This is a genomic window from Actinoplanes sp. G11-F43, from assembly GCF_050589265.1.
GTDB lineage: Bacteria > Actinomycetota > Actinomycetes > Mycobacteriales > Micromonosporaceae > Actinoplanes.
This window is the reverse complement of the sequence record NZ_JBNZCE010000065.1, coordinates 1-22,110: the sequence shown is the minus strand read 5'-3', so window position 1 is coordinate 22,110 and position 22,110 is coordinate 1. Positions and strand designations below refer to the sequence as shown.

The following is a 22,110-nucleotide window of genomic DNA, read 5'->3' as shown; positions in this document are numbered from 1 at the left end:
CCCGCCATCAAGGCCATCGTGCACTTCGACACCGAACACGACGACCAGGGCAACCGCGACATCAGCATCGACAGCACCCCGAACAGCCTGGCCGCCTTCCGCACACTGGCCGCCAACCCCATCTTCAACGTCACGATCGGCTGACCCGCCAACGAGCCGCCACCCCACACCCCGTGGGTGGCGGCTCGTTCGTGTCCAGCCGACGCCTCCCCCGTACCTCAGCCGCGGGGGTGCCGGAGAACTCTGCTCGCGGACGGCGGCAGCACCGCCTGGCGAGGGTCACGCCACCTGCTGCCACCACGCGTCGATCTCCGGCGGGTTGTCCACGTCGACCCGCTCGCCGGGCCGGGGGATGGCCAGCCGGACGTCGCGGGCCTTGGCCTCCCGCCAGGTGCGCTCCGGCGGCTCGGCCCAGCGGTGCGGCGCCAGGTCGAAGGTGGCCCAGTGCACCGGGATCATCAGCCCGCCCCGCACGTCCATGTGGGTGGCCACCCCGTCCTCCGGGAACATGTGGATGTCCGACCAGTCCGGGCTGTACGCCCCGACCTGGACCAGGGTGGCGTCGAACGGCCCGTACCTCCGGCCGATCTCGGCGAAGCCGGGGAAGTAGCCGGTGTCGCCGGAGTAGAAGACGCTCCGGGTCGGGCCCTTGATCACCCAACTGGCCCAGAGGGTGTCGTCGCGGCTCACCCCTCGGCGGCCGGAGAAGTGCCGGGCCGGGGTGGCGACCAGCTCGATCGGACCGATCCGGGTGCTCTCGTTCCAGTCCAGCTCGACGATGCGCTCCTCGGGGACGTCCCAGGTCTCCAGGTGCGCGCCGACACCGAGCGGCACCACGAACACGATGCCGGGCTGGAGCGCGGCCAGCTCCCGGACGGTCGGCATGTCCAGGTGGTCGTAGTGGTCGTGGGAGATCACCACGGCGTCCACCGCGGGCAGGTCACGCAGTGGGGTGGGTGGCTCGTGCAGGCGGCGCGGGCCGGCCAGCCGGGACGGGGAGCAGCGGTCGCTCCACACCGGGTCGAGCAGGATCCGCCTGCCCTCGATCTCGACGAGTGCGGTGGAGTGCCCGTACCAGGTGATGTGCAGTCCGGCCGCATCGTCGGCGGCCGGGCTGACCACCGGGATCGGCTGGTGCGGGCGGCGGTCGCGGCCACCGGACAGGGCGGTGGCGGCGACCCGGGGGACGGCGCTGAGCGCGATCCCGCTCGCGGTGGGCACGGGGTTGCGGAACCGGCCGCCGGAGAACTGGGGCGAGGACTCCACACGGGTGCGGCGTGCCCCGGTCGCCTTCCCACCCAGCTGAGCAGCGATGTCAAGCCTCTTCGTCATGCGTCCCAATGTATGCGGTGATCACAATGTAGTCAATGCTCACTATGTATTCATTGAATACATCACGGTAGGGTGGGGGTATGAAGACCCGCCCTTACCATCACGGGGACCTGCGAACCACCCTGCTGACCCTCGCCGAGGACACACTGCGGGACCGGGGCGCCGCCGAGCTGTCACTGCGCGAGCTGGCCCGCGAGGCGGGAGTCAGTCCGGCCGCGCCCAGCCGGCACTTCAAGAGCAAACAGGCGCTGCTCGACGCCCTCGCGCTGGAGGGGTTCGACCGCCTGAACGCGGTGATGAGCGCGGCGCTGGCCGAGGCCGGGGACACCTTCGCCGCCCGGCTGGACCGGGTCGCGCGGGCCTACATGGGCTTCTCCACCGGCAACGCCGCCCTGCTGGAGTTGATGTACGCGCGCAAGCACGACCCGGACGTCGCCGAGGAGCTGAAGGCCGCCACCCGGCGGATGACCGGACTGGTCAATCAGGTGATCGAGGACGGGCAGCGGCGGGGTGAGGTCCGTGCCGGCGACGTCGACCTGCTGGTCATCCCGCTCGCCGCCGCCCTCCAGGGGCTGACCGCGCTGCTGCAGAGCGGCGGCTTCGGCGCGGAGCGGATCGAATCGGGTCTGACCGAGACGATCGCGTTCATCCGGCGTGGTTATGCCCCGTGCGAGGGGCCCTGAGGGGAGCTGTGCGGCGCATGGAACAGGGCGAGTAGGTCGCCGATCCGCCGGCCGGCCTCCGCCGGGTGCCGGAACCGGCCGTCCGGGTGGACCGTGTAGTGGTTCCGGCGGCCGACCCGCTCGTGGCTGAGATAGCCGGCCGCCTCCAGGTCGGCGACGATCGCCTGGGTGGCCCGCTCGGTGATGCCGACCGCTTCGGCCACGTCGCGCAGCCGCACGGTGGGATCGCGGGAGATCGCCAGCAGCACGTGGGCGTGGTTGGTCAAGAACGTCCAGCCCGTCATCTTCCTCGTCTCTCGGTTTGACATGCGAACTGTACTTCGTGAATACTGGGTCGTAGTTCGAGGGGGAGTACCCGACGTTCCACGCCGACGCCGTCATTACGGAGCGGGCCATCCCGTTCCCGGTGTCGCAGTCACCGTATCGGTGGCCCGGGGAGACCCTCGTCCAGCGTTCTGGACGAGAGGATTCCCATGTCCGCACCCCTCTGGGCCTGGGTCGTGGTGATGCTGGCCATCGCCGCGATGCTGGCCGTCGACCTGTTCCTGCACCGCGACAACCACGTGATCGGGTTCCGTGAGGCCGCGATCTGGTCCGGGATCTGGATCGCCGCCGGCCTGCTCTTCGGCGTGGTGCTGTGGCTGTGGCAGGGCGGCGAGGTGGCCGGCACCTACTACGCCGGCTATCTGATCGAGAAGGCGCTCTCGATCGACAACGTGTTCATCTTCGCGATGATCTTCACGGCCTTCGCGGTGCCGGAGGCGTACCAGCACAAGGTGTTGTTCTGGGGTGTCATCGGCGCGCTGGTGTTCCGGTTCGTGTTCATCTTCGTCGGCGCCGAGCTGCTGGACACCTTCTTCTGGACCGCGTACCTGTTCGGCGCGTTCCTGATCTGGACCGGCTGGAAGATGGCCTTCCAGCACGGCGAGCAGAGCCCGCCGGAGAACAACCCGGTGGTACGGCTGGTGCGCCGGATCGTGCCGACCGACCCGAACTACCACGGCGACAAGTTCATCACCCGGATCGACGGCAAGCGGGTGGCCACCCTGCTGTTCGTGGTGCTGATCGCGGTCGAGGCCACCGACCTGATCTTCGCGATCGACTCGGTGGCCGCGATCCTGGCCATCACCACCAGCACGTTCATCGTCTGGACCGCGAACGCCTTCGCCATCCTCGGCCTGCGCAGCCTCTACTTCTGCCTGGCCGGGCTGCTGCGCCGGTTCGTGCACCTGCACTACGGGCTGGCGGTGCTGCTCGCCTTCGCCGGCCTGAAGCTGATCCTCTCCGAGACGCCGGTCGGCAAACTGCCCATCCCGCTCACCCTCGGGGTGATCGTGGTGACCATCGCCGTCTCGATCGTCACCAGCCTGCGCAGCACCCGGTCGGTCCAGGCCGGGAAGTAGACGCGAGGAACGGGGGCCGGGTGCTCACCCGGCCCCCGTTCCTCCTGGTCAGGCCGCGATGGCCTGGTCCTCGGGCCGGCCCCGCCGGGCGGCGATCGCGGCGATGGCGATCAGGGCGAAGCCCCAGAACGGCAACAGCGCGATGTCGCCCGGGCTGAGGATCCAGCCCTCGCCCAGGTCGTAGGCGCGCAGCAGGCTCCTGGTGGGGCCGAAGGTGAAACCGGTGTCGTGCACCATCCCGCCGCCGGTCACCGGCTCGCCGGTGGCCAGGTAGGACACCAGGGAGAAGACGAATCCGGACGCCGGCGGGACGATCAGCGCGAAGCCGAGCCCGGTGAGCAGCGCGCTCGGCAGTGGACGGCGGGCCGCCCGGATCCGGTGGGCCAGCGCCACCCCGGTCAGCCAGCCGGCGACCAGGCCGATCAGCGCTCCGGCGATGGTCAGCGGAAGGTAGGCGGCGGGCCGCTGGGGCCAGCCGGCGAGGCTGATGTAGGGCTCCCCGTCGGCGTTCGGGTACGCGTACACACTGAGGTGGATCTTGTCGGTTTCGGCGGTGAAGTTGACGTTGTCGGCGATCCGGTCGTCGCCGCCGGTGACGATCGGGCCGACCCGCCAGCCCTCGGCGGCCAGCTTCTGCCGGGTCGACTCGGCGGACTCCCGCACGTCGGTCCCGGCCGGGAGGGTGCCGTCGGTGATCAGATAGGTGTCGGTGGTGACGCCGCGGGCCTCGGTCGGCAGGACACGCTGGCCGAGGGCGGTGGCGTCGGGCAGCGCAGCGTAGCCGAAGGTGCCCAGCCAGGACCCGGCGGCGGCGCCGAACGCCCCGCCGACCAGCAGCGCGAGGACCGCGGCGACCAGGGCGAACCGGCTGCGCACCGGCGGGCGGAACCGCTCGTGGAGCCCGTCGAGCACCAGCCGGCCCTTCTCCGCGCGGGTCGGGCGGCCACCGGCGGCCATCGCCATCAGCGTGTCGATCAGCTCGGCGCCGTACTTGCGGCGGATCCGGGCCGGGTACGCGGCGAGAACAGCGCGGTCACTCATGCGGCACCTCCGGCGGTGTGCGGGCGGAGGGCGAGGTTGCGGTCGGCGGCGTCGGCCCGGCGGCGCAGGCGCTGGGACTGCTCGGCCAGTGCGGCGGCTCCGTCGTCGCTGAGCCGGTAGTAGCGGCGCAGCCGGCCGTCGACGGCCTCCTCCCGGTCGACGGCGATCAGCCCCTGCTGGTCGAGGCGGTCGAGGGCGCCGTAGAGGGTGCCGGGCCGCAGATTCACCTCCCCGTCGGAGAGCTGGGTGACCTGCTGGACGATTCCGTAACCGTGCAGCGGCCGGGCCGCTAGCGCGGTGAGGATGAGATAGGTGGGTTCCTGCACGGCGGCGATACTACGGTGGACGATGTATGACGTCAACCGATGTATCGATCCGCTGATGCGTCGGTGACCCGGAACCGGTTGCCGTCCGGATCGGCCAACAGCCAGGAACCGTGCGGCTCGGCGGGCCGGGACATCATCCGGGCACCCGCGGCGACCAGGGCGGCGAACTCCCGGCCCTGGGTCACCAGATGCCAGCTGAAGTGGCCGTGCGCCGGGCCGGAGCCGGGCGGGGCGGGACTGAACCGCAGACTGCTCCCGGGGAATCCGGAGAGGGTGCCCACAGTGGTGGAACCGCCGTCGTCGGTCGCCCGCCCACCGATCACCTCGGCCCACCAGCGGGCCACCCGGCGAGGGCGGGGACACTCGACGACCAGCCGGAACACCCCGTACGGCAGATGGGGGTCGGTCCGGAACCGGTTGCCCTCGGGATCGGCGAACTCACACCGGGCATCGGCCGCCGGCGGGTGGAGCGGCCGGGCCCCGGCCGCCAGCAGCGGTTCCGGCCCGGCGCCCGGCGAACCCAGATCGAGGTGTACGCGCCCGTCGGCGGCGATGGCACACACCCGGTGCGGGCGCACGATGCTCCGGCCGAGCGCGATCGACCAGAACGCGGCGGCGCGCGCCGGTTCGGCGGTGTCCAGCACCAGCCCGTCGAATCGGGCCATCGGCTGAGTGCTCAGGAGCAGTCGGTCGGTGCGCATGGCGCGGCTTACCTCGCCGCGCCGCGCGGGAAACCCGGACGATCTCGCTCGTACGGGTGAACTCAGGACCGGTCGTTGAGCACCGGCACGATCTTCGCGGTGATCGCGCCCAGCCGGGCCACGTCCTCCTCGGTCAGGTGGTCGAAGATCAGCCGGCGGACCTCGGCGACGTGCCCCGGGGCGGCCGCCGCCAGCACGGCGAATCCGGCGTCGGTGAGATGGGCGATCTGGCCCCGCTTGTCGGTCGGGCACGCCTTGCGGACCACCCACCCGCGCTGTTCCAGTGAGGCCACCGCGTGCGACAGCCGGGTGGTGGTGGTCCCGGCCTGCCGGGCCAGCTCGGTCATCCGCATCGAACGGTCCGCGCTGCTGCTCAGCGCAGACAGGATGTGGTAGTGGGTGTGCGGCAGGCTCGCCTCGTCGCGCAGCTGGCGGTCCAGCGCGGTCGGCATCAGCATCAGGATCTGGGTGAGGTTCAGCCAGGTGCCCATCTCGGCGCCGGTGAGCCAGCGCGGTTCGTCGCCCACGGTCACGCCGCGGCGGGAATCAGCACGTGACTGTTGACCGCGCGGACCTGATCGGCCAGTTCGGGCAGCTCGGCCACCTCCACGCCGTGCCGGCGCAGCGTCTCCACCCCGTCGCAGTCGGCGAACAGCAGCGGCTCGCGCCAGGCCAGCACCACCCGGCGGATCCCGGCGTCCAGCAGCAGCCGGGTGCAGGTCAGCGGCCGGGAGGCACGGGTGGTGCACGGCTCCAGCGAGGTGTAGAGGACCGTCCGGGACAGGTCCTGCCCGGTCAGTTTGACCAGCGCGGCCTCCTCGGCGTGGAAGTGCGGGTGGCCCTCGCCGGTGTACCCGGTGGCCAGGGCCCGGCCGTGGTGGTCCACCACGACGGCGCCGACCGCGTACCGGTCCGGGACCGGCGGGGCCAGCCGGGACACCCGGATCGCCTCGGTCAGCCAGGCGTGGTCGTCCTGTGACGCGCTCATGACGGTCTCCCGCTCTCTCAGGCTGCCGGCGGCAGGTCGAGGGTGTGCGCGGTGTGGTCGCGCTTGGTGGTCAGGTACCGGACGTTGGCCGTGGACAGGTGCACGCCGGTCGGGATCCGCTCGTCGACCCGGACGCCGAGCGCCTCCAGCTGGGCGGCCTTGTCCGGGTTGTTGCTGAGCAGCCGGATCCGGTCGGCGCCCAGGGTGGTCAGCATCTGCGCGGCGGCGGTGTAGTCCCGTTCGTCCTCGCCGTGGCCCAGCGCCAGGTTGGCCTGGTAGGTGTCCAGGCCGGCGTCCTGCAGCGCGTACGCGTCGAGCTTCGCGTACAGCCCGATGCCCCGGCCCTCCTGGCGCAGGTAGAGCAGGAAGCCGCCGGCCTCGGTGATCCGCTCGGCGGCCTCGCGCAGTTGCGGGCCGCAGTCGCAGCGCTGGCTGCCGAAGACGTCGCCGGTCAGGCACTCGCTGTGCGGCCGGACCAGGGGGGTGCCGGCCACCGCCGACCGCCAGTCGCCGAGGCCGAGGGCCAGGTGTTCGCGGCCGTCGGCCAGGCCGGCGAAGGTGAACACGTCGGCGGTGGTGGAGTACCCGTCCGGGAACCGCAACGGCACGGTCACCCGTGTCCGGACCTTCGCCGCCGTGGTGTTGATCGTGTTCGTCATGCCGACAACCATCGACCCAAGATGTTGAAGAATCAATAAAACTTTGAGTCTCGTGGGTCACACCGGCCGGATGACCGGCCCCGATCTCACACCATGACCGGCTGCCCGAGCCGGCGCAGTTTCTCCTGGCTGGCGCTGCCGGGGACGGCGGTGTAGACCAGCAGGACGTGGGACTGGCCCGGGTCGAGCAGGGTCTGGCAGGTGACCTCGATGTCGCCCAGCTCGGGGTGGACGAACCGTTTGCCGTCGCCGAAGCGGACGCCGATCTCCTGCTGCCGCCACACCCGCTGGAAGTACTCGTTGCCGGCCAGCAGGCCCAGCAGGTGGGCGGCCCGGGAGCCGGGGCCGCGCCGGGTGACCGCCTCGCGCAGGCCGGAGGCGAACACCCGGGCGTGCAACTGATGGTCGTCGGGGTGGTAAAGCGCCCGGGTGGCCGGATCGGTGAACCACCGGTAGCCGATGCACCGGTCCGGGCCGGTGAACCGGGTCAGGTCGCCGGTCAGCGCCACCGCCGGCGGGGTCTGCCGCAGTGTCTCGCCCAGCTCGGTGACGACCTCGGCGGGGGTGTCGGTGAGCCGGTCCAGGATGCGCAGCATGCCGGGGCTGATGTGCTCGCTGACCGGGCCGCGCTGTGGCGGCTGGTGCCCGGCCAGGCGGAACAGGTGATCGCGCTCGTCCAGGGACAGGTGCAGGCCCTGCGCGATCGAGGCGATCATCTGCTCGGACGGGTGCGGGCCACGCTCGCGCTCCAGCCGGCTGTAGTAGTCGGCGGAGATGTGGCAGAGCGTGGCCACCTCCTCACGGCGCAGCCCGGACGTGCGGCGGCGGGATCCGCGGGGCAGACCGACGTCCTCCGGCTGCAGCGACTCCCGGCGGCGGCGCAGGAACGCGGCGAGTCCCGCTCTATCGATCATTTCCCCGTTCTATCACCGCGGCCGGGGCGTAGCCTGGGATCGTCAGGCCCTGGATGGGCCCGCGGGGCCGGCGCAGCCTGGAGTCACATCCGAGAGAGACGGGGCATCGCGCCATGGCACGCACTCGACCTGACATCACCGTTCCCGACCTGACCGGGCGGCTCGCCGTCGTCACCGGGGCCAGCGACGGCTTCGGGCTGGAGCTGGCGACCCGGCTGGCCGGCGCCGGAGCTGAGGTGATCATGCCGGTGCGGAACCGGCGTAAGGGCGAGGCGGCGATGGCGTCGATCCGGGAGCGGTACCCGTACGCCGTACTGTCGCTTCGTGATCTTGAGCTGTCCTCGCTGGCGTCGGTCGCCGCGCTCGCTGACACGCTGCGTGCCGAGGGCCGGCCGATCCATCTGCTGATCAACAACGCCGGGGTGATGACCCCGCCGCGGCGACAGACCACCGCGGACGGCTTCGAACTCCAGTGGGGCAGCAACCATCTCGGGCATTTCGCGCTGGTCGGGCGCCTGCTGCCACTGCTGCGCGACGGCCGGGCCCGGATCACCTCGCAGCTCAGCATCTCGGCCAACCAGAACGCGATCAACTGGGACGACCTGAACTGGGAGAAGTCCTACAACGGCGGCCGTGCCTACAGCCAGTCCAAGATCGCGTTCGGGTTGTTCGGGCTGGAGCTGGACCGCCGGAGCCAGGCCGCGGGCTGGGGTGTCACCAGCAACATCTGCCATCCGGGCATCGCGCCGACCAATCTGCTGGCCGCCCGGCCGGAGATCAACAGAGACAAGGACACGTTCGGTGTACGGGTGATCAGGGCGCTGTCCCGCGGCGGCGTGCTCACCGGCACCGTGCCGACCGCGGTGCTGCCCGCCCTGCTCGCGGCCACCTCGCCGGACGCGCGCGGCGGCGCCTTCTACGGCCCCAGCGGGCTGGGTGGCCTGTCCGGCGCGCCGGCCGAACAGCCGCTCTACTCCCGGCTGCGCGGCGAGGAGGAGGCCCGCCGGGTGTGGCGGATCTCCGAGGAGCTGACCGGAGTGACGTTCCCGGCCGCCCTGGTCGCATGACCCGAGGCCGCCCGGTAGCCACTCAGCCGCTGACCCGGGTGTCCTCGGCCCGCTGCGGGCGCCCGAACAGCCAGCCCTGGGCCAGATCACAGCCCTGCTCGCGGAGCCAGTCCCGCTGCGCCTCGGTCTCCACCCCCTCGGCCACCACCCGCAGATCCAGGGCACTGGTCATCGCGAGCACCGCCCGGACGATCTGCTCGTTGGCACCCTGCTGGCCGACCTCGGACACGAACGACCGGTCCAGCTTCAGGATGCCGACCGGCAGCCGGTGCAGGTAGCTCAGCGATGAGTAGCCGGTGCCGAAATCGTCGATGGCCAGCGTGACACCCAGATCGTGCAGGGCGTTGAGGGTGCTCAGGGCGGTGTCGATGTCCTCCATCACGCCCGACTCGGTGATCTCCAGCCAGAGCGCCGACGGCGGCAGCCCGGTCGAGGCGAGCACGTCCCGCACCACCCCGACGAGCTTGTTGTCCCGCAGCTGGCGGACCGACACGTTGACCGACATGTGCAGGGGATGGGCGTCCGGGCCGCGTTCGGCACGCCACCGGGCCAGCTCACCGGCCGCCTCCCGGAGCAGCCACGCGCCCGCCTCGACGATCATCCCGGTCTCCTCGGCGACCGGGATGAACCGCAGCGGCGGCACCGCGCCCAGCTCCGGGCTCTCCCAGCGCATCAACGTCTCGAAGCCGTCCAGCTCACCGCTGGCCAGGTCGATGATCGGCTGGTAGGTGGCGTACAGCTCACCGCGCCGCAGCGCGCCCCGCAGCGCCTGCTCCAGGGTGATCCGGTCGCGGAGCTGGTCCCGCAGCGAGGTGTCGAACAGCGCGTACGCGTTACGCCCCGACTCCTTCGCCTGGTACATCGCGGTGTCCGCGTCCCGGATCAGCTCCACCGCCTCGGTGCCGTCGCCGGCCTTGGCCACCCCGATCGACGCGGACACCACCACATCACCGACGGACAGTGCGAACGGCCTGGTGAACAACTCCAGCACCCGGGTGGCGACAGCCTCGGCCAGGATGCTGTGCGACGGGCTGGCCAGCGCGATCACGAACTCGTCGCCACCGATCCGGCAGACCAGATCGGTGCTGCGCACGTGGCCGCGCAGCCGGTCGGCGACCGCACACAGCAGCTCGTCGCCGACCCGGTGCCCCCAGTGGTCGTTGATCAGCTTGAACCGGTCGAGGTCCAGGAAGAGCAGGCTGATCTGCTGCTTGTCGGCGACCGCCTGATCACTCCACGCGGTGATGGTCTCGCTGAGCAACTCCCGGTTCGGCAGGTCGGTGAGCGCGTCGTGGGTGGCCCGCCGCCGGATGGCGTCCTCGGCACGGGCCCGCGAGTTGCTGGACCACACCACCCGGAACAGGATGGTCAGCACCAGCAGGACCACGAGAACCCCGCGGACGTTCTTGTCGAGATCCCCGCTGGCCGGGTCGACGGTCGCCACGATCACCGGGACCAGCAGCACCACGCCGATACCGGCCATCCGCCGCTTGGACAGCTTGCGGACCAGCCGCTGCTGCGGTGCGGTCAGCGCGCGCAGCGACGGGTGCACGGTGGCCGCGCCGAGCAGCAGCAGACCGACGGTGTGCAAGGTGCCGACATACCCGCGGGGGACGTCGGCCAGCTCCCCGCCGAAGACCAGGAACACCAGGTCACCGGCGAACATGCCGACCGCGCCCAGCACCAGCATCCACACCGCCGGCGTCCGGAACCCGCCGGCCAGAGCCAGCTGGGCGACCAGCGCGATCAGGACCACGTCGACGATCGGGAAGAACGCGTTCGCGAACTGGATCGCCGGCTCACCGGTCCGGTCGATCGCCGGCGCCACCAGGAACGTCCACGCCATACACGCGAACGTCACCCCCACCAGCACGGCGTCGATCCAGGCCGGATCCTCCGGGTCGGCGCGGCGCCGCAGCAGCATCCGGGCGGCCGCGTACGCCACCAGCAGGTACCCGACGGCCATCACCGCGTCCGGGATCAGCGAGGTGGCCACCGGCGGCGCCCGGTCCTCACCACCCAGCGCCAGCCGCGCCACCAGCCCGGTCACGATCAGCAGGCCCCCGCCGTACAGCTGGCGCAGGGGAGCGTGATCGGCGGGCACCGGCGAGCGATACGACCGGTACCAGATCAGCCCGACCTCGGTCAGCACCGCGACCAGGCACACCAGGGCCTGAACCGGCGCCGGGGTGACCGCCAGCAGCGCCGCGACCACAGCGGCCATCCCGGTCAGATACCACGAAACGGCTCGCCCTCGGTGGGGCAGCAGCGCCTGACCCGAGGACGCCGCGGAACGCTCGGGCACGGTGCGCTCAGTGGCGAGCACGGGGGTCACGACTCTCTGTTCGGCACCTGACCCGCCCGGCTGAGTGGCACCGCTCCCGCCCGGTGCGCACGGTGCCGGACCGGGTGCTCGCGGCGGCGCCCCGGGCCGGGACCGCGGTTCGGCCGCGCCACGCCGTCGGTCATCCGGGGGAGCCTCCGGGATTCACCGGGCGCGTCCTGCAAGATCATCGGCGTGTTGACAGTGCTGCGCCGGTGGAGTCTGCTCTCCGGGATCCTCGACCTGCCCCCGGTGCCCCGGCTGCTGGTGCTCACCCAGCTGGCGTTCAACATCGGCTTCTACCTGGTGCTGCCGTTCCTGGCCGGGCATCTCGGCGGCGACCTGGGACTGACCGGCGCGGTGATCGGCCTGGTGCTGGGCGTGCGCACGTTCAGCCAGCAGGGCCTGTTCGTGCTGGGCGGGGCACTCGCCGACCGGTTCGGCCCCCGGCCGCTGGTGCTGACTGGATGCGCGATCCGGATCGCCGGGTTCGTCACCCTGGCGTTCGCCGGCGGGCTGCCGACCGTGCTGCTCGGGGTGGTGCTGACCGGGGTGGCGGCGGCGCTGTTCTCACCGGCCGTGGAGTCGGCGCTGGCCGCCGAGGGCGGGCGGTCGGAGGCGGCCGGGGGAGTGCCGCGGACCCGGCTGTTCGCGATGTTCGCGGTGGCCGGGGAGATCGGCGCGGTCACCGGGCCGGTGCTGGGGACACTGCTGCTGTACGCCGGGTTCCGGGCCACCTGTCTGGCGGCGGCGGTGGTGTTCACCCTGATCCTGCTGATGCACGCCCGGCTGCTGCCGGAGAGCCCACCGGACCGGGCCGTCGAACCGCTCGGGGCGGGAGTGCGGCGGGTGCTGTCCGGGCGGCGGTTCCTGCTGTTCGCGGCGGCCTACAGCGCGAGTCTGGTGGCGTACAACCAGTTGTATCTCGCACTTCCCGCCGAATTGCGGCGCTCCGGTGTGGAGGGGGCGCTGGGATGGCTGTTCGCCCTGGTGTCGGTGCAGGTGGTGGCCGGGCAGATGCCGGTCACCGAGCGGGCCCGGCGGCTCGGGCCGCGCACCGCGATGACCGCCGGGTTCACGCTCATCGCGGCGGCCTTCGGGGTCGCCGCGACCGGGCCCGCCCTCGGGCTGCGCGGGACGGCGGCCCTGATCCCGGCGGCCGGCCTGGTGGTGCTGCTGACCGCCGGGCACATGCTGGTGAAACCACTGGCCGGGGACGTGGCCGCCCGGCTGGCCGGGGAACGGCATCTCGGCGCCCACCTCGGCGCCCTGGCCACCGCCGGTGGGGTCGCGGTGCTGGTCACCAGCCCGGTGGTGGGCCGGCTGCTGGAGTGGCGGCCGGTCGCGGCGTGGGCGCTGCTGGCCGTGCTGGCGCTGGCCGCCGCGGGTGCGATGTGGCGAGTCACGCGACCATGAAGTCGCCCGACGCCATGTAGACCACCAGCAGCACCGCGTGCAACGACATGCCGATCACCAGGACCGCCCGGTCGGCGAGCGGGTGCACGGCGATCCGGGCCAGCACCAGGAACACCGCGACCGCCTCCAGGGTGAACCTGGCCGCCGACATCATCGCCCGGCCGCCGACCTCGGTGGACGTCAGCACACCGAAGGCGATGACGGCGTGCACCACCAGGTACATCTGGTCGCGCCGGAACCGCCACCGGCCACGCACGCACGCCACCAGCAGGATCAGCGCGAACAGGACCGTGCCGGCGTCCAGCAGCGCGGCCAGCGACCCCGGGTCCAGTAGCGGGCGGCCACTCCGCTGCTCGAACGCGGTCAGCAACGCCAGCCCGGGGAAGGTGTACTCCCGGCCCCACTGCTGCTGGGCGACACTGAACGCGAGCGGGTCACCGAGCGACACCCAGCAGTACAGGCTGTAGGCGGCCAGGCCGAGCGGGACCAGACCGAGCGCGAACACGTCCCGGCCGATCCGGCCCCGGCGGAAGTACTCGTACGCCAGCGGCACGATCAGCAGCAGGCCGAACAGGCGGGTCGCCGACGAGAACGCGGCCAGGGTTCCGGCCAGCCACCAGTGGCCGCGCCGGCCGGCGTACAGCGCACCCACCGCCAGCAGGATGAACAGTGACTCGTTGTAGCCGACGAACAGGAAGAACCCGGTCGGGAACGCGGCCAGGTACCAGGTCGCCCGCTGCGCCACCAGCGGCCCGAACTCGTGCTCGGCCAGCCGGTGCAGCACGGCCAGCGCGCCGATCGCGGCCAGGTTCGCCACCACCAGAGCACTGACCACTCCACCGCCGGGCAGCAGCGGGTCGAACAGCCGGATCAGGATCGGGTAGAGCGGATAGAACGCCGGGTAGCCGGGTCCGAGGTGGTAGCCGTGCTCGGCGATCTGCACGTAGTGGACGGCGTCCCACCGGTTCCAGCCGAACACCACCATCCACGCCTCGGGCACCTGCCGCTGCGGCAGCCAGGCGAAGGCGCTGACCGCGACCCGGGCGACGGTGGTGGCCGCCCACACCGCCACCGCGGCCAGCAGCGCGGTCCGCCACGGCCGGGTCCGCCGGGCCGGGAGGATCAGCGGGACCGGCTTGATCTCCACCATGGTCATCGGTTTCACTCCAGGGGGTATCCGCCATCGCCCCTCACTGCGGGGCGGCGGCCGTACTCGGGGGCTCGGTTTCAGAGAGGCAGGCGGACGGTGACGCGCAGGCCACCGTCGGGGCCCGGTTCGGCGTCGACCGAACCGTCGTGGGAGCGGACGATCGCGCGGACGATGGACAGGCCGAGGCCGCTGCCACCGCTGTGGTCGATCCGGTCCCGGCCCAGGCGGGTGAACGGCTCGAACAGCCGGGGGATCTCGGCCACCGGCACCACCGGGCCGGTGTTGGTCACGGTCAGCGCGTGCCGCCGGTCGAGTGTGACCCGCACGGTGCCGCCGGGGCGGTTGTACTTCAGCGCGTTGTGCACCAGGTTGCGCACCAGACGTTCCAGCAAGATCCGATCACCGACCATCGGGTACGGGTCCAGCTCGGTGATCAGCGTGATCCCGGCCGCGTCCGCCTCGATCCGGTGGGGTGTCACCACCTCGCCGACGATCTCGTCCAGCTGCTGCGGACTGTGCGCGACGATGCCCTGCTGGGCCTGGCTGAGCGTGAGCAGGCCCTCGATGATCCGCTCGCTGCGCTCGTTGGCCTCCAGCAACTGGCCGGTGACCAGCCGGGACTGCTCGGCGGTCAACGGTTCGGCCATCGCCACCTCGATGATCATCCGTTGCAGGGCGAGCGGGGTGCGCATCTCGTGCGAGGCGTTCGCGGCGAAACTGCGCTGGCCCTCGTAGCCGGCGGCCAGCCGGTCCAGCATGCTGTTCAGGGCCGTGGTCAGGGCTCGGACGTCCCGGTCGGTGCGGCCCTCCGGGATGCGCAGGCCGAGGTTCTGCGGGCCGATCTGGGTGACCAGCGGCACCAGGTCGCGCACCGGGGCCGACACCCAGCGCGACACCGGCCGGTACAGCAGCAGGATGATCAGCAGCAGGATGCCGTAGAGGGTGATCGACCGGACCGGCTTGTTGCGGTCGAACGTGCCGCAGGCGCCGAGGGTCTCGCCCAGGCAGGGTTCGAATCTCTGCCAGTTCCACCAGGCGAACTCGTAGAAGTAGTTCTCGGCGATCAGCGCGACGGTCAGGCCGACCACGGACACCATCAGCAGGCGGGCCCGTACGGTACGCAGATGCATCAGGCCCCCAGCCGGTATCCGGCCCGCGGCACGGTGTGGATCACCTGCGGCTCGCCGAGTTTGCGGCGCAGGTTGCGCACGGTCACCGGGACCACGTTGGTGAACGGGTCGATGTTCTCGTCCCAGACCTGTTCGAGCAGGTCCTCCATGCTGACCGCCTGCCCGCGGGCCCGCATCAGCGCGTGCAGCACCCCGAACTCCTTGGCGGTCAGGCCCAGTTCGCGGCCGTCCCGGGTGGCGGTGCGGGCACCGACGTCGACGAGCACGCCGTCACGTTCCAGGACCGGGGGCAGGGCCGGGGCGGTCCGCCGGGCCAGCACCTGGATCCGGGCCACCAGCTCGTCGAACGCGAACGGCTTGGTCAGGTAGTCGTCGGCGCCCAGCCGCAGGCCCTCGACCCGGTCGTAGACGCTGCCGGCCGCGGTGAGCAGCAGCACCCGGGTCTCCCGCTCGTGCTCGTGCACCCAGCGGCACACGTCGTCGCCGGTCCGGCCGGGCATGTCCCGGTCCAGCACCGCCACGTCGTAGCGGTGCACGTCCAGCCGCTCGATCGCGGCGTCGCCGTCGTAGCAGACGTCCACGGCCATCGCCTGCCGTCGCAGGCCGGCGGCCAGCAGGTCGGCGAACAGCCGTTCGTCATCGGCAACCAGTACGCGCATCTACCCGAGTTCCCCACTTGTGGTGATCATCGGCCATGACTGTAGGAGCGGGCCGATAATCTCCGGATAAATCTGGTGTTGAGCAGTCGCTCAAACAGGGCTACAGTCATGTTTGAGCAACTGCTCAAAACTTTTCGGAGGCCGTCATGACTACCGCAAGTGTCCTGGTCAGTGACGTTCGCGTGGGTCGGATGGCCGCTGCCGCCGTCGCCACCGGCATGATCGGCGGGACCGCCACGGCAACCCTCGCCGTGACCATGGGCGGGGCCGACACCGTCCCGGCCGCGCTGGCACTCGCCGTCGTCGTGCCGGTGCTGCTCGGCGCGCTGATCGCCTGGCGGCTGACCGCCGACGGACCCGGTGACCGCTGGCTCGCCGCCGCGGCCGCCCTCGGCGTCCTGCTGATCACCGTCGTGCAGGTGGCGCTCCACCTCGACTTCCGGCCCGGCGACGGCGCGCAGATCCTGGAGGCGGCGACGATCGCGGTCGTCTTCGGCAGCCTGTACGGGCTGATCGCCGCCGTCGCCGCGATCGTGCTCCTGGTCCCGGCCGTGCTCGTGCTACGTCACCGGATCAGCCGGCCCCGGCTGCGGGTGATGGTGACCGCCGTCGTGATGACCGGCGCCGCGGTCTTCGCCTACCTGGTCACCGACGCCATGCAGGCCCCGGCCCTGACCGGCATGGCCACCGCGCTGGCCGGGGTCGGAGCGGTCATCGGCACCCGGTCATGATCCCGGGCGGTCGATGGTGCGCACCCGCTCCGACAACTCGGCCCACAGGCCCGGAGCCGCGCCGATGGTGAGCGTGGTGGTGTAGTCCGGGCCGTGACCGCCCAGGACCACACCCGCCTCGCGGGCGATCAGGGCGCCGGCCGCGATGTCCCACAGTTTCGTGTCCAGGGCGACACCGCCGTCCAGCCGGCCCGACGCCTGATAGACCAGGTTCAGGGCGGCCGGGATCCGGCGGACGTCACCGGACAGCGGCAGGAGTTCGCGTACCAGCAAGCCGGTCCTGGTCTTGGTCTTGACGTTGGGCTGGAAACTGACACCGATCAGCGACTCGGCCAGCGGTGAACCGCTCGACGCCTTGATCGGCCGGCCGTTCAGCAGAGCGCCGGAGCCGTCGATCGCACTGAACGTCTCGTCGGCGGCCGGATCGTGCACCACCGCCATCCGCGGCACGTCACCCTGGTAGAGGGCGACGCACACCGACCACGGGCCGGTCCGGCTGACATAGTTGCGGGTGCCGTCCAGCGGGTCGATGATCCAGGACCAGCCGCTGGTGCCCTCCCGGCCGTTGCCCTCCTCGGCCTGCATGGTGTCGTCCGGCCAGGCCGCGTGGATGCCGTCCACGATCAGGCGCTCACTGGCGATGTCGACATCCGAGACGACGTCGTTGACGTGCGCTTTCGGGGCGCCCATGGTCAGGGTGTCGCGGCGCTCGATCTGGAGGCGGCCGGCCCGGACCGCGAGGTCGGCGGCGAGATCACGGGCGGCGAGCAGGTCACGGTTCATCGCCACTCACGTTATCTCACCACTACGTGCCACCTTTCGGTCACTCAAAGTGGTCATCGGGGTGCCGGGCGGACGTTGACGACATGAGAATATTGACTGGCGTCATCATTGCCACCGCTGCTGCTGCTGTCCAGGCGCCCGCCGCCGCTCAGGCCGCCCCGCGACACTGTGTGTCCACCCGGCCCACCCCGGACTTCTACGCCGCCGGCCGGATCTCCACCACCCCGGTCACCGACGACAACGGCCGCTGCCGCACCATCGCGGTCTCCGGAATCCGCGACGCCGCCGACCCGTCCGACACCTGCCAGACGTTCCTGGTCGCGCTGACCAACCCGGGCGCCGACCCGACCTACACCGACCCGGTCCGGGCCTGCGCCGGAAGCCGCACGGTCTTGGCCACCGGCGTCCCCAAAGGCACCGAGTTCCGGATCATCTACCAGGGCGACTACATCGACCCGGCGCCGCAGGTGGTCCGCTTCACCGCCTGGTACTGACGTTTCCCGCCCGGCGTCACGAGGCGCCGGGCCGGACACTGTCACTGCGTGGCCGGACACCGGCTTCGGTCGAGGGGCCGCCATGGAGTTCGATGATCGAGCATCGCCGGACCTGCCCGCACCCGCCGCCGCCCGGGCCCGGGTAGCGCCCCAGTGGCGCGCAGGGGTGCGATCCAGCGCGCATCCTCCGCGGCAGATCCGGATGTTCCACCTCGTCAGTGAGGTGATATTTCGCCATCGGATCGTGCTGGTGGCGCTTACCCTTCCGCCGTGGTCCGGTCCCGCATCAGAAGCATCCTGGTCGAGAACGTCGCGTACCGATGGACCGTCAGCCCGGTCGATCCTGGTCACGTCAAGGTCAGAATCTGGCGCGACGGGCCCGACTTCCGCGGCACATTGGAAGTAATAGCCACTTTTGACGACCCCTGGCTAAACTATGGACCGATCGTGAGCGCACCTGCCGGCCGAGCGGCCGAAGCGTTCGAACTGAGCCCGATCACCTCGGCACTCGTAGCGAACGCCGTCCGGCAAGCACTCGACGGGGGCTGGCAGGCACGTCACCACGCAACGACGCGTCTCCAACTCACCCACGACCGCGAACGGTTGGAGTCGACACCGGATCAGCAGGGAGGCGCTACCGTCCGACTTCCGGATCCCCGTTCAGCGTCCAGCGGTAGAAGCGAGTTTCCCAGATCCCCTCATGGGTGGTGCGGCTGCCGTCACCGAGCTCGATCGTGAGCCCGGAGGGTTCGGTGCGATAGCGCTCGCCCGCTTGGATGAACGCGGGTTCTCGTAACACAAGCCAATGGCAACGGTCGTCGCCTCGGATTTCTTCGACAAGCAGCAGCCGCTTGGCGCGCCGCCAGTCCGTCCGGCGGGGGTCGCTGTCCATGGGGGTAGTACACCAGCGTGGTGGACCGGATTCCACCTGGTTCCGTTACGGGCCGGAGGTGACCTGGCAACGGTTACCGCGCACGCTACGCAGTTGTGAGCGGTCAATGGCATTCTTCTGTTCGGTGCGGCGTGATGGTGGCCGAATCGTGTCGGTGGCTCGTTTTGGTTCTGGTCCGGGAATGCGATTTGGCATGATCGACTTCTTACACTTCGCGGTCGGGGTCCGGGATAATTTTGGTATGGCTCAGATGTCGTTGTTCAGCCGGGCCCAAACTGCTGCGATGCGGGATTTGACCAAGGCCCGTAATTACGATCCGGATCGTGCGGAGTTTCGTCGTCAGCACAAGATTCGCCGTGACTGGGGTCTGCAGCGGCGCCATGCCGAGAAGCTTCGACGTCTCCGGGAGAGCGGGAGCCCGCCGAGGACTCCTGCCGACATCACCGGCACCCGGGCTCATTCCACGCCGCGCCCCACACCGTCGCCGCCGGCAGCGGCTTCGACATCGGCAACCCCCGTCCCGCAGCATCCGCCCGTGACGCGATCGGTGCCTGCGAGGCAAACGGCACCCGTCACGCGCCCGGCACCCGTCACGCGCCCGGCACCCGTCACGCGCCCGGCACCCGTGGCGCGGTCGGTGCCTGCGTCGTTTCCGGTGCTTGCGGCTTCACCTGGCGTTGCGCGTCACCCGGTGGTTCGGCGGCAACCATCGGCAGCAAGCATGGCAGCTCCAATAGCCCGGCCTGCAACAGCCGCGGCGCCGGAGGTGTCCCTGCCGGCGCCGCGAGCACCTCAGCCCGGCGGACCGAGCCGCGGGCTGCCGGCGAATCGGCAGCCTTCGGCCGCAGCGCCGGACACGACACCGGTCTCGGCCGCAGCGCCGGACACGACACCGGTCTCGGCGCCGGACACAGCCCTGGTCTCGGCCGCAGCGCCGGACACCACACCGGTCTCGGCGCCGGACACAGCCCCGGCGTGTGCCCCGGCACCGGTTGGGCGAGCGTGGGATTGTCTTTTCATTTATGAGTGTGGCCGGCGCGGGATGGTGGTCACGGTGACGTTCGATGTGGGCCGAGACGGCCAGGTTGCTGAGGGTTTCCGTGCGGTGGCCGAGGAGATTTCTTTCCGAACTACTATGGGAAATCTCCGGTATTTGACAGATTTTTCTCGCGGCTTTCAGGTTTCGCGAAAATCCCGGACGGAAGCCCGGGGCGCCAGTGAATCCTGCTACATTTCTCGGATTTCCCAGCAGGGCGGAGGCGCGCCCCCATCGGCAGATCCGTGCGCCTGTCGGGTTCCGCTGGTGACCCGCCCTTTTTCTCGCGCGTCTTTTGTGTCTGGTTGAGTGGTGAGCCTTCGCCGGCGGCTCTGCCGAGGCGGTCAAGCCCTCGCTGTGGCCTTTCCGGCTGACGGACGAGCGCTGCGCCTATGCCGGAACGGATCAAACCAGCCCGGATGCGGCGGGGTTTCGGAATCTCCGCATGACTGAGGGTTCGTCGGCCGCGGCCACCCAGCCGCCCGCCCCGAGAACCAGCCGCCCGCCCCGAGAAGAAGCCCGTCGAACCGGGCGGATGCCTAGCTGAAGGGACGTGACACCTCCGGCCGTGATTAACGTATATCGGACCCGGGGGCTTGCGGCAAGACCCGGGGTCGGCCTCAGAATCGGCGGCCGGACCGGGATATCGGGGGGATTTCGCGATGCGTGGCGGATACGTGGTGGACCTGTACGACCTGGATCGTTCCCAGGTGGCGGTTGCCGGGGGCAAGGGCGCGAACCTCGGGGAGCTCTCCCGCATCGACGGGGTTGAGGTTCCGGCCGGGTTCTGTGTGACGACTGCGGCGTTTCAGCAGGGCGATATCACGGCGGCTGTCGCGGCTGCGGTCGGGGACGGGGCCTATGCCGTACGGTCCAGTGCCACCGCTGAGGATCTGCCTACCGCGTCGTTCGCCGGGCAGCAGGACAGCTATCTGAACGTCAGTGGGGTGGACTCGATTGTCGAGCACGTCAAGAAGTGCTGGGAATCGCTGTATACCGAGCGGGCGGTGGCCTACCGGAAACGTAACGGGATCGATGAGCGCTCGGTGCGGATGGCTGTGGTCGTTCAGCGCATGGTCGCGGCGGATGTGAGTGGGGTGCTGTTCACCGCTGATCCGGTTTCGGGGGATCGGCGGGTCAGTGCGGTGGAGGCCGTCGCGGGGCTGGGCGAGCAATTGGTCTCCGGACGTGTGAACGCCGACCACTACCGAGTGAGGGACGGGGTGATCAGCGGAGAAGGGACCGTGCTGAACCCCGTACAACTGCGGCGGTTGGTGGATCTGGGGCGCCGGATCGAAGCGCATTTCGGCAGTCCGCAAGACATCGAATGGTGTCTGGCGGGCGACGATCTGTTCATCGTGCAGAGCCGGCCGATCACCACCCTGTTCCCGATTCCGGAGGTGGGGGATCAGGACCGGCATGTGTACGTGTCGGTCGGCCACCAGCAGATGATGACCGACGCGATGAAACCGCTCGGGCATTCGATGTGGCGGCTGACCGCGATGGCGCCGATGCACGAGGCCGGTGGGCGGCTCTTCGTCGACATCGCCGCGCGGCTGGCGGACCCGGCGATTCGGCCCGGCCTGCTCGACATGATGGGCAAGGGCGATCCGGTGATCCGGGACGCGCTGGAAACCCTGCTGGAGCGCGACGGGGTGACACCGAGCCGGGAGACCATGCCGGTGGCACCGGTGCCGGACCCCGACCCGGCGATCATCGAGCGGTTGATCGCCCGGAGCACCGCGTCGATTGAACAACTACGGCATGATATCTCCGAGAAATCGGGTGCGGAGCTGTTCGACTTCCTCGACGACGCGTTCGCCGAACACAAACGGGTGCTCGCCGACCGGGACAGTTTTCAAGCGCTGATGGCCGGCATGGGCGCCACCTGGTGGCTCAACGACCGGCTGGCGGAATGGCTCGGCGAGACGAACGCCGCCGACACGCTCACCCTGTCCGCGCCCGGCAACATCACCTCGGAGATGGGCCTGGAACTGCTCGACGTCGCCGACGTGATCCGGGAACACCCCGAGGTGGAGACGGCCGACGTCGACGATCTACCGGGCGAGGTGCGGGAGGTGCTCGCCGCCTATCTGGACCGGTACGGCATGCGCTGTGTCGGCGAGATCGACATCACCCGGCCGCGCTGGAGTGAACAGCCGGGCACGCTGTTGCCGGTGCTTCTGGACGCGGTCCGCAATTTCCGGCCGGGGGAGTCCCGCCGCCGTTTCGAGCAGGGCCGGGAACGGGCCGCGAAATACGCGGCGGACATTCTCGTACGGCTGCGATCCCTGAGAGCCATCCAAAACCTGGTCGACACTCATGAATGTCACGTTGAGTGAGATTTGGGTTGTTGGCCGGGCGTTGGCTGTCCGGAATGGA

22 protein-coding genes are annotated in these 22,110 nt (G+C 70.6%); 7 read left to right on the top strand and 15 right to left on the bottom strand.

Annotated elements, in window-relative coordinates; translation table 11 throughout:
• Positions 1-279: 279 nt before the first annotated feature.
• A complete protein-coding gene (locus ACQ0O7_RS43785) occupies positions 280-1,332 on the bottom strand; it encodes an MBL fold metallo-hydrolase (RefSeq protein WP_430791847.1) in 1,053 nt (350 codons plus the stop codon).
• Between the two features lie 80 nt (positions 1,333-1,412).
• Between ACQ0O7_RS43785 and ACQ0O7_RS43780 the strand changes: the two genes are divergently transcribed.
• Positions 1,413-2,015 (top strand): TetR/AcrR family transcriptional regulator, encoded by a 603-nt coding sequence (locus tag ACQ0O7_RS43780; protein ID WP_430791846.1) that lies wholly within the window; start codon positions 1,413-1,415, stop codon positions 2,013-2,015.
• Here ACQ0O7_RS43780 and ACQ0O7_RS43775 read toward each other — a convergent pair.
• Positions 1,991-2,299, bottom strand: coding sequence for a helix-turn-helix transcriptional regulator (locus ACQ0O7_RS43775; protein ID WP_430791845.1), 309 nt, complete (start codon positions 2,297-2,299; stop codon positions 1,991-1,993). The two genes, ACQ0O7_RS43780 and ACQ0O7_RS43775, sit on opposite strands and share 25 nt — an antisense overlap.
• A 189-nt stretch (positions 2,300-2,488) precedes the next feature.
• On the opposite strand from ACQ0O7_RS43775, the gene ACQ0O7_RS43770 reads away from it, so the two are divergent.
• Entirely contained in the window at positions 2,489-3,418 is a 930-nt protein-coding gene (locus tag ACQ0O7_RS43770) for a TerC family protein (RefSeq protein WP_430791844.1), read from the top strand.
• A 48-nt stretch (positions 3,419-3,466) separates the two neighbouring features.
• On the opposite strand, the gene ACQ0O7_RS43765 is transcribed toward ACQ0O7_RS43770, so the two are convergent.
• The 7 genes from ACQ0O7_RS43765 to ACQ0O7_RS43735 all read right to left on the bottom strand — a co-directional run bounded on the left by ACQ0O7_RS43765 (position 3,467) and on the right by ACQ0O7_RS43735 (position 8,047).
• On the bottom strand, positions 3,467-4,459 hold the full coding sequence (locus tag ACQ0O7_RS43765; protein WP_430791843.1) for a hypothetical protein: 993 nt from the start codon (positions 4,457-4,459) through the stop codon (positions 3,467-3,469).
• A complete protein-coding gene (locus tag ACQ0O7_RS43760) occupies positions 4,456-4,785 on the bottom strand; it encodes a PadR family transcriptional regulator (RefSeq protein ID WP_430791842.1) in 330 nt (109 codons plus the stop codon). Before ACQ0O7_RS43760 ends, ACQ0O7_RS43765 begins: the two co-directional genes overlap by 4 nt.
• A 32-nt stretch (positions 4,786-4,817) precedes the next feature.
• Positions 4,818-5,486 (bottom strand): VOC family protein, encoded by a 669-nt coding sequence (locus ACQ0O7_RS43755; protein ID WP_430791841.1) that lies wholly within the window; start codon positions 5,484-5,486, stop codon positions 4,818-4,820.
• Between the two features lie 62 nt (positions 5,487-5,548).
• Positions 5,549-6,013 carry a MarR family winged helix-turn-helix transcriptional regulator gene (locus ACQ0O7_RS43750; RefSeq protein ID WP_430791840.1) on the bottom strand — a complete coding sequence of 155 codons (465 nt, stop codon included), beginning with the start codon at positions 6,011-6,013 and terminating at the stop codon, positions 5,549-5,551.
• A 2-nt stretch (positions 6,014-6,015) separates the two neighbouring features.
• The gene (locus ACQ0O7_RS43745) at positions 6,016-6,474 is read right to left on the bottom strand and encodes a dCMP deaminase (protein ID WP_430791839.1); all 459 of its coding nucleotides are present in this window, start codon (positions 6,472-6,474) and stop codon (positions 6,016-6,018) included.
• Between the two features lie 17 nt (positions 6,475-6,491).
• A complete protein-coding gene (locus tag ACQ0O7_RS43740) occupies positions 6,492-7,133 on the bottom strand; it encodes a GTP cyclohydrolase II (protein WP_430791838.1) in 642 nt (213 codons plus the stop codon).
• An 86-nt stretch (positions 7,134-7,219) separates the two neighbouring features.
• Complete coding sequence (locus tag ACQ0O7_RS43735) at positions 7,220-8,047, bottom strand: helix-turn-helix transcriptional regulator (RefSeq protein WP_430791837.1); 828 nt, start codon at positions 8,045-8,047, stop codon at positions 7,220-7,222.
• 113 nt (positions 8,048-8,160) lie between these two features.
• Here ACQ0O7_RS43735 and ACQ0O7_RS43730 point away from each other — a divergent pair, with 113 nt between their 5' ends.
• Positions 8,161-9,114, top strand: a complete 954-nt coding sequence (locus ACQ0O7_RS43730) for an SDR family oxidoreductase (RefSeq protein ID WP_430791836.1) — start codon at positions 8,161-8,163, stop codon at positions 9,112-9,114.
• Between the two features lie 22 nt (positions 9,115-9,136).
• Here ACQ0O7_RS43730 and ACQ0O7_RS43725 read toward each other — a convergent pair whose 3' ends face one another.
• Entirely contained in the window at positions 9,137-11,449 is a 2,313-nt protein-coding gene (locus ACQ0O7_RS43725; RefSeq protein ID WP_430791835.1) for a putative bifunctional diguanylate cyclase/phosphodiesterase, read from the bottom strand.
• Positions 11,450-11,632: 183 nt separating this feature from the next.
• Between ACQ0O7_RS43725 and ACQ0O7_RS43720 the strand changes: the two genes are divergently transcribed.
• Entirely contained in the window at positions 11,633-12,853 is a 1,221-nt protein-coding gene (locus tag ACQ0O7_RS43720; protein WP_430791834.1) for an MFS transporter, read from the top strand.
• Here the strand turns inward: ACQ0O7_RS43720 and ACQ0O7_RS43715 are convergent.
• The 3 genes from ACQ0O7_RS43715 to ACQ0O7_RS43705 all read right to left on the bottom strand — a co-directional run bounded on the left by ACQ0O7_RS43715 (position 12,840) and on the right by ACQ0O7_RS43705 (position 15,792).
• Positions 12,840-14,009, bottom strand: coding sequence for a mannosyltransferase family protein (locus ACQ0O7_RS43715; protein ID WP_430791833.1), 1,170 nt, complete (start codon positions 14,007-14,009; stop codon positions 12,840-12,842). The genes ACQ0O7_RS43720 and ACQ0O7_RS43715 overlap by 14 nt on opposite strands.
• Before the next feature lie 71 nt (positions 14,010-14,080).
• Positions 14,081-15,133, bottom strand: coding sequence for a sensor histidine kinase (locus ACQ0O7_RS43710; protein WP_430791832.1), 1,053 nt, complete (start codon positions 15,131-15,133; stop codon positions 14,081-14,083).
• Entirely contained in the window at positions 15,133-15,792 is a 660-nt protein-coding gene (locus ACQ0O7_RS43705; protein ID WP_430791831.1) for a response regulator transcription factor, read from the bottom strand. Before ACQ0O7_RS43705 ends, ACQ0O7_RS43710 begins: the two co-directional genes overlap by 1 nt.
• 146 nt (positions 15,793-15,938) lie before the next feature.
• On the opposite strand from ACQ0O7_RS43705, the gene ACQ0O7_RS43700 reads away from it, so the two are divergent.
• A complete protein-coding gene (locus ACQ0O7_RS43700) occupies positions 15,939-16,523 on the top strand; it encodes a hypothetical protein (RefSeq protein WP_430791830.1) in 585 nt (194 codons plus the stop codon).
• Here the strand turns inward: ACQ0O7_RS43700 and ACQ0O7_RS43695 are convergent.
• A complete protein-coding gene (locus tag ACQ0O7_RS43695; RefSeq protein WP_430791829.1) occupies positions 16,518-17,306 on the bottom strand; it encodes an inositol monophosphatase family protein in 789 nt (262 codons plus the stop codon). The genes ACQ0O7_RS43700 and ACQ0O7_RS43695 overlap by 6 nt on opposite strands.
• 83 nt (positions 17,307-17,389) lie before the next feature.
• Between ACQ0O7_RS43695 and ACQ0O7_RS43690 the strand changes: the two genes are divergently transcribed.
• Positions 17,390-17,800, top strand: coding sequence for a hypothetical protein (locus ACQ0O7_RS43690; protein ID WP_430791828.1), 411 nt, complete (start codon positions 17,390-17,392; stop codon positions 17,798-17,800).
• A 634-nt stretch (positions 17,801-18,434) separates the two neighbouring features.
• On the opposite strand, the gene ACQ0O7_RS43685 is transcribed toward ACQ0O7_RS43690, so the two are convergent.
• Positions 18,435-18,692 (bottom strand): hypothetical protein, encoded by a 258-nt coding sequence (locus ACQ0O7_RS43685; RefSeq protein WP_430791827.1) that lies wholly within the window; start codon positions 18,690-18,692, stop codon positions 18,435-18,437.
• Between the two features lie 1,698 nt (positions 18,693-20,390).
• Between ACQ0O7_RS43685 and ACQ0O7_RS43680 the strand changes: the two genes are divergently transcribed.
• Positions 20,391-22,070, top strand: a complete 1,680-nt coding sequence (locus ACQ0O7_RS43680; protein ID WP_430791826.1) for a PEP/pyruvate-binding domain-containing protein — start codon at positions 20,391-20,393, stop codon at positions 22,068-22,070.
• The last annotated feature ends 40 nt before the right edge of the window (positions 22,071-22,110 follow it).

Excerpts from the sequence above, each read along its gene's own strand:
- ACQ0O7_RS43785 (WP_430791847.1), bottom strand. The coding sequence starts at position 1,332 with ATGACGAAGAGGCTTGACATCGCTGCTCAGCTGGGTGGGAAGGCGACC.
- ACQ0O7_RS43780 (WP_430791846.1), top strand. The coding sequence starts at position 1,413 with ATGAAGACCCGCCCTTACCATCACGGGGACCTGCGAACCACCCTGCTG.
- ACQ0O7_RS43775 (WP_430791845.1), bottom strand. The coding sequence starts at position 2,299 with ATGACGGGCTGGACGTTCTTGACCAACCACGCCCACGTGCTGCTGGCG.
- ACQ0O7_RS43770 (WP_430791844.1), top strand. The coding sequence starts at position 2,489 with ATGTCCGCACCCCTCTGGGCCTGGGTCGTGGTGATGCTGGCCATCGCC.
- ACQ0O7_RS43765 (WP_430791843.1), bottom strand. The coding sequence starts at position 4,459 with ATGAGTGACCGCGCTGTTCTCGCCGCGTACCCGGCCCGGATCCGCCGC.
- ACQ0O7_RS43755 (WP_430791841.1), bottom strand. The coding sequence starts at position 5,486 with ATGCGCACCGACCGACTGCTCCTGAGCACTCAGCCGATGGCCCGATTC.
- ACQ0O7_RS43745 (WP_430791839.1), bottom strand. The coding sequence starts at position 6,474 with ATGAGCGCGTCACAGGACGACCACGCCTGGCTGACCGAGGCGATCCGG.
- ACQ0O7_RS43740 (WP_430791838.1), bottom strand. The coding sequence starts at position 7,133 with ATGACGAACACGATCAACACCACGGCGGCGAAGGTCCGGACACGGGTG.
- ACQ0O7_RS43735 (WP_430791837.1), bottom strand. The coding sequence starts at position 8,047 with ATGATCGATAGAGCGGGACTCGCCGCGTTCCTGCGCCGCCGCCGGGAG.
- ACQ0O7_RS43730 (WP_430791836.1), top strand. The coding sequence starts at position 8,161 with ATGGCACGCACTCGACCTGACATCACCGTTCCCGACCTGACCGGGCGG.
- ACQ0O7_RS43715 (WP_430791833.1), bottom strand. The coding sequence starts at position 14,009 with ATGACCATGGTGGAGATCAAGCCGGTCCCGCTGATCCTCCCGGCCCGG.
- ACQ0O7_RS43710 (WP_430791832.1), bottom strand. The coding sequence starts at position 15,133 with ATGCATCTGCGTACCGTACGGGCCCGCCTGCTGATGGTGTCCGTGGTC.
- ACQ0O7_RS43705 (WP_430791831.1), bottom strand. The coding sequence starts at position 15,792 with ATGCGCGTACTGGTTGCCGATGACGAACGGCTGTTCGCCGACCTGCTG.
- ACQ0O7_RS43700 (WP_430791830.1), top strand. The coding sequence starts at position 15,939 with ATGACTACCGCAAGTGTCCTGGTCAGTGACGTTCGCGTGGGTCGGATG.
- ACQ0O7_RS43695 (WP_430791829.1), bottom strand. The coding sequence starts at position 17,306 with ATGAACCGTGACCTGCTCGCCGCCCGTGATCTCGCCGCCGACCTCGCG.
- ACQ0O7_RS43690 (WP_430791828.1), top strand. The coding sequence starts at position 17,390 with ATGAGAATATTGACTGGCGTCATCATTGCCACCGCTGCTGCTGCTGTC.
- ACQ0O7_RS43685 (WP_430791827.1), bottom strand. The coding sequence starts at position 18,692 with ATGGACAGCGACCCCCGCCGGACGGACTGGCGGCGCGCCAAGCGGCTG.
- ACQ0O7_RS43680 (WP_430791826.1), top strand. The coding sequence starts at position 20,391 with ATGCGTGGCGGATACGTGGTGGACCTGTACGACCTGGATCGTTCCCAG.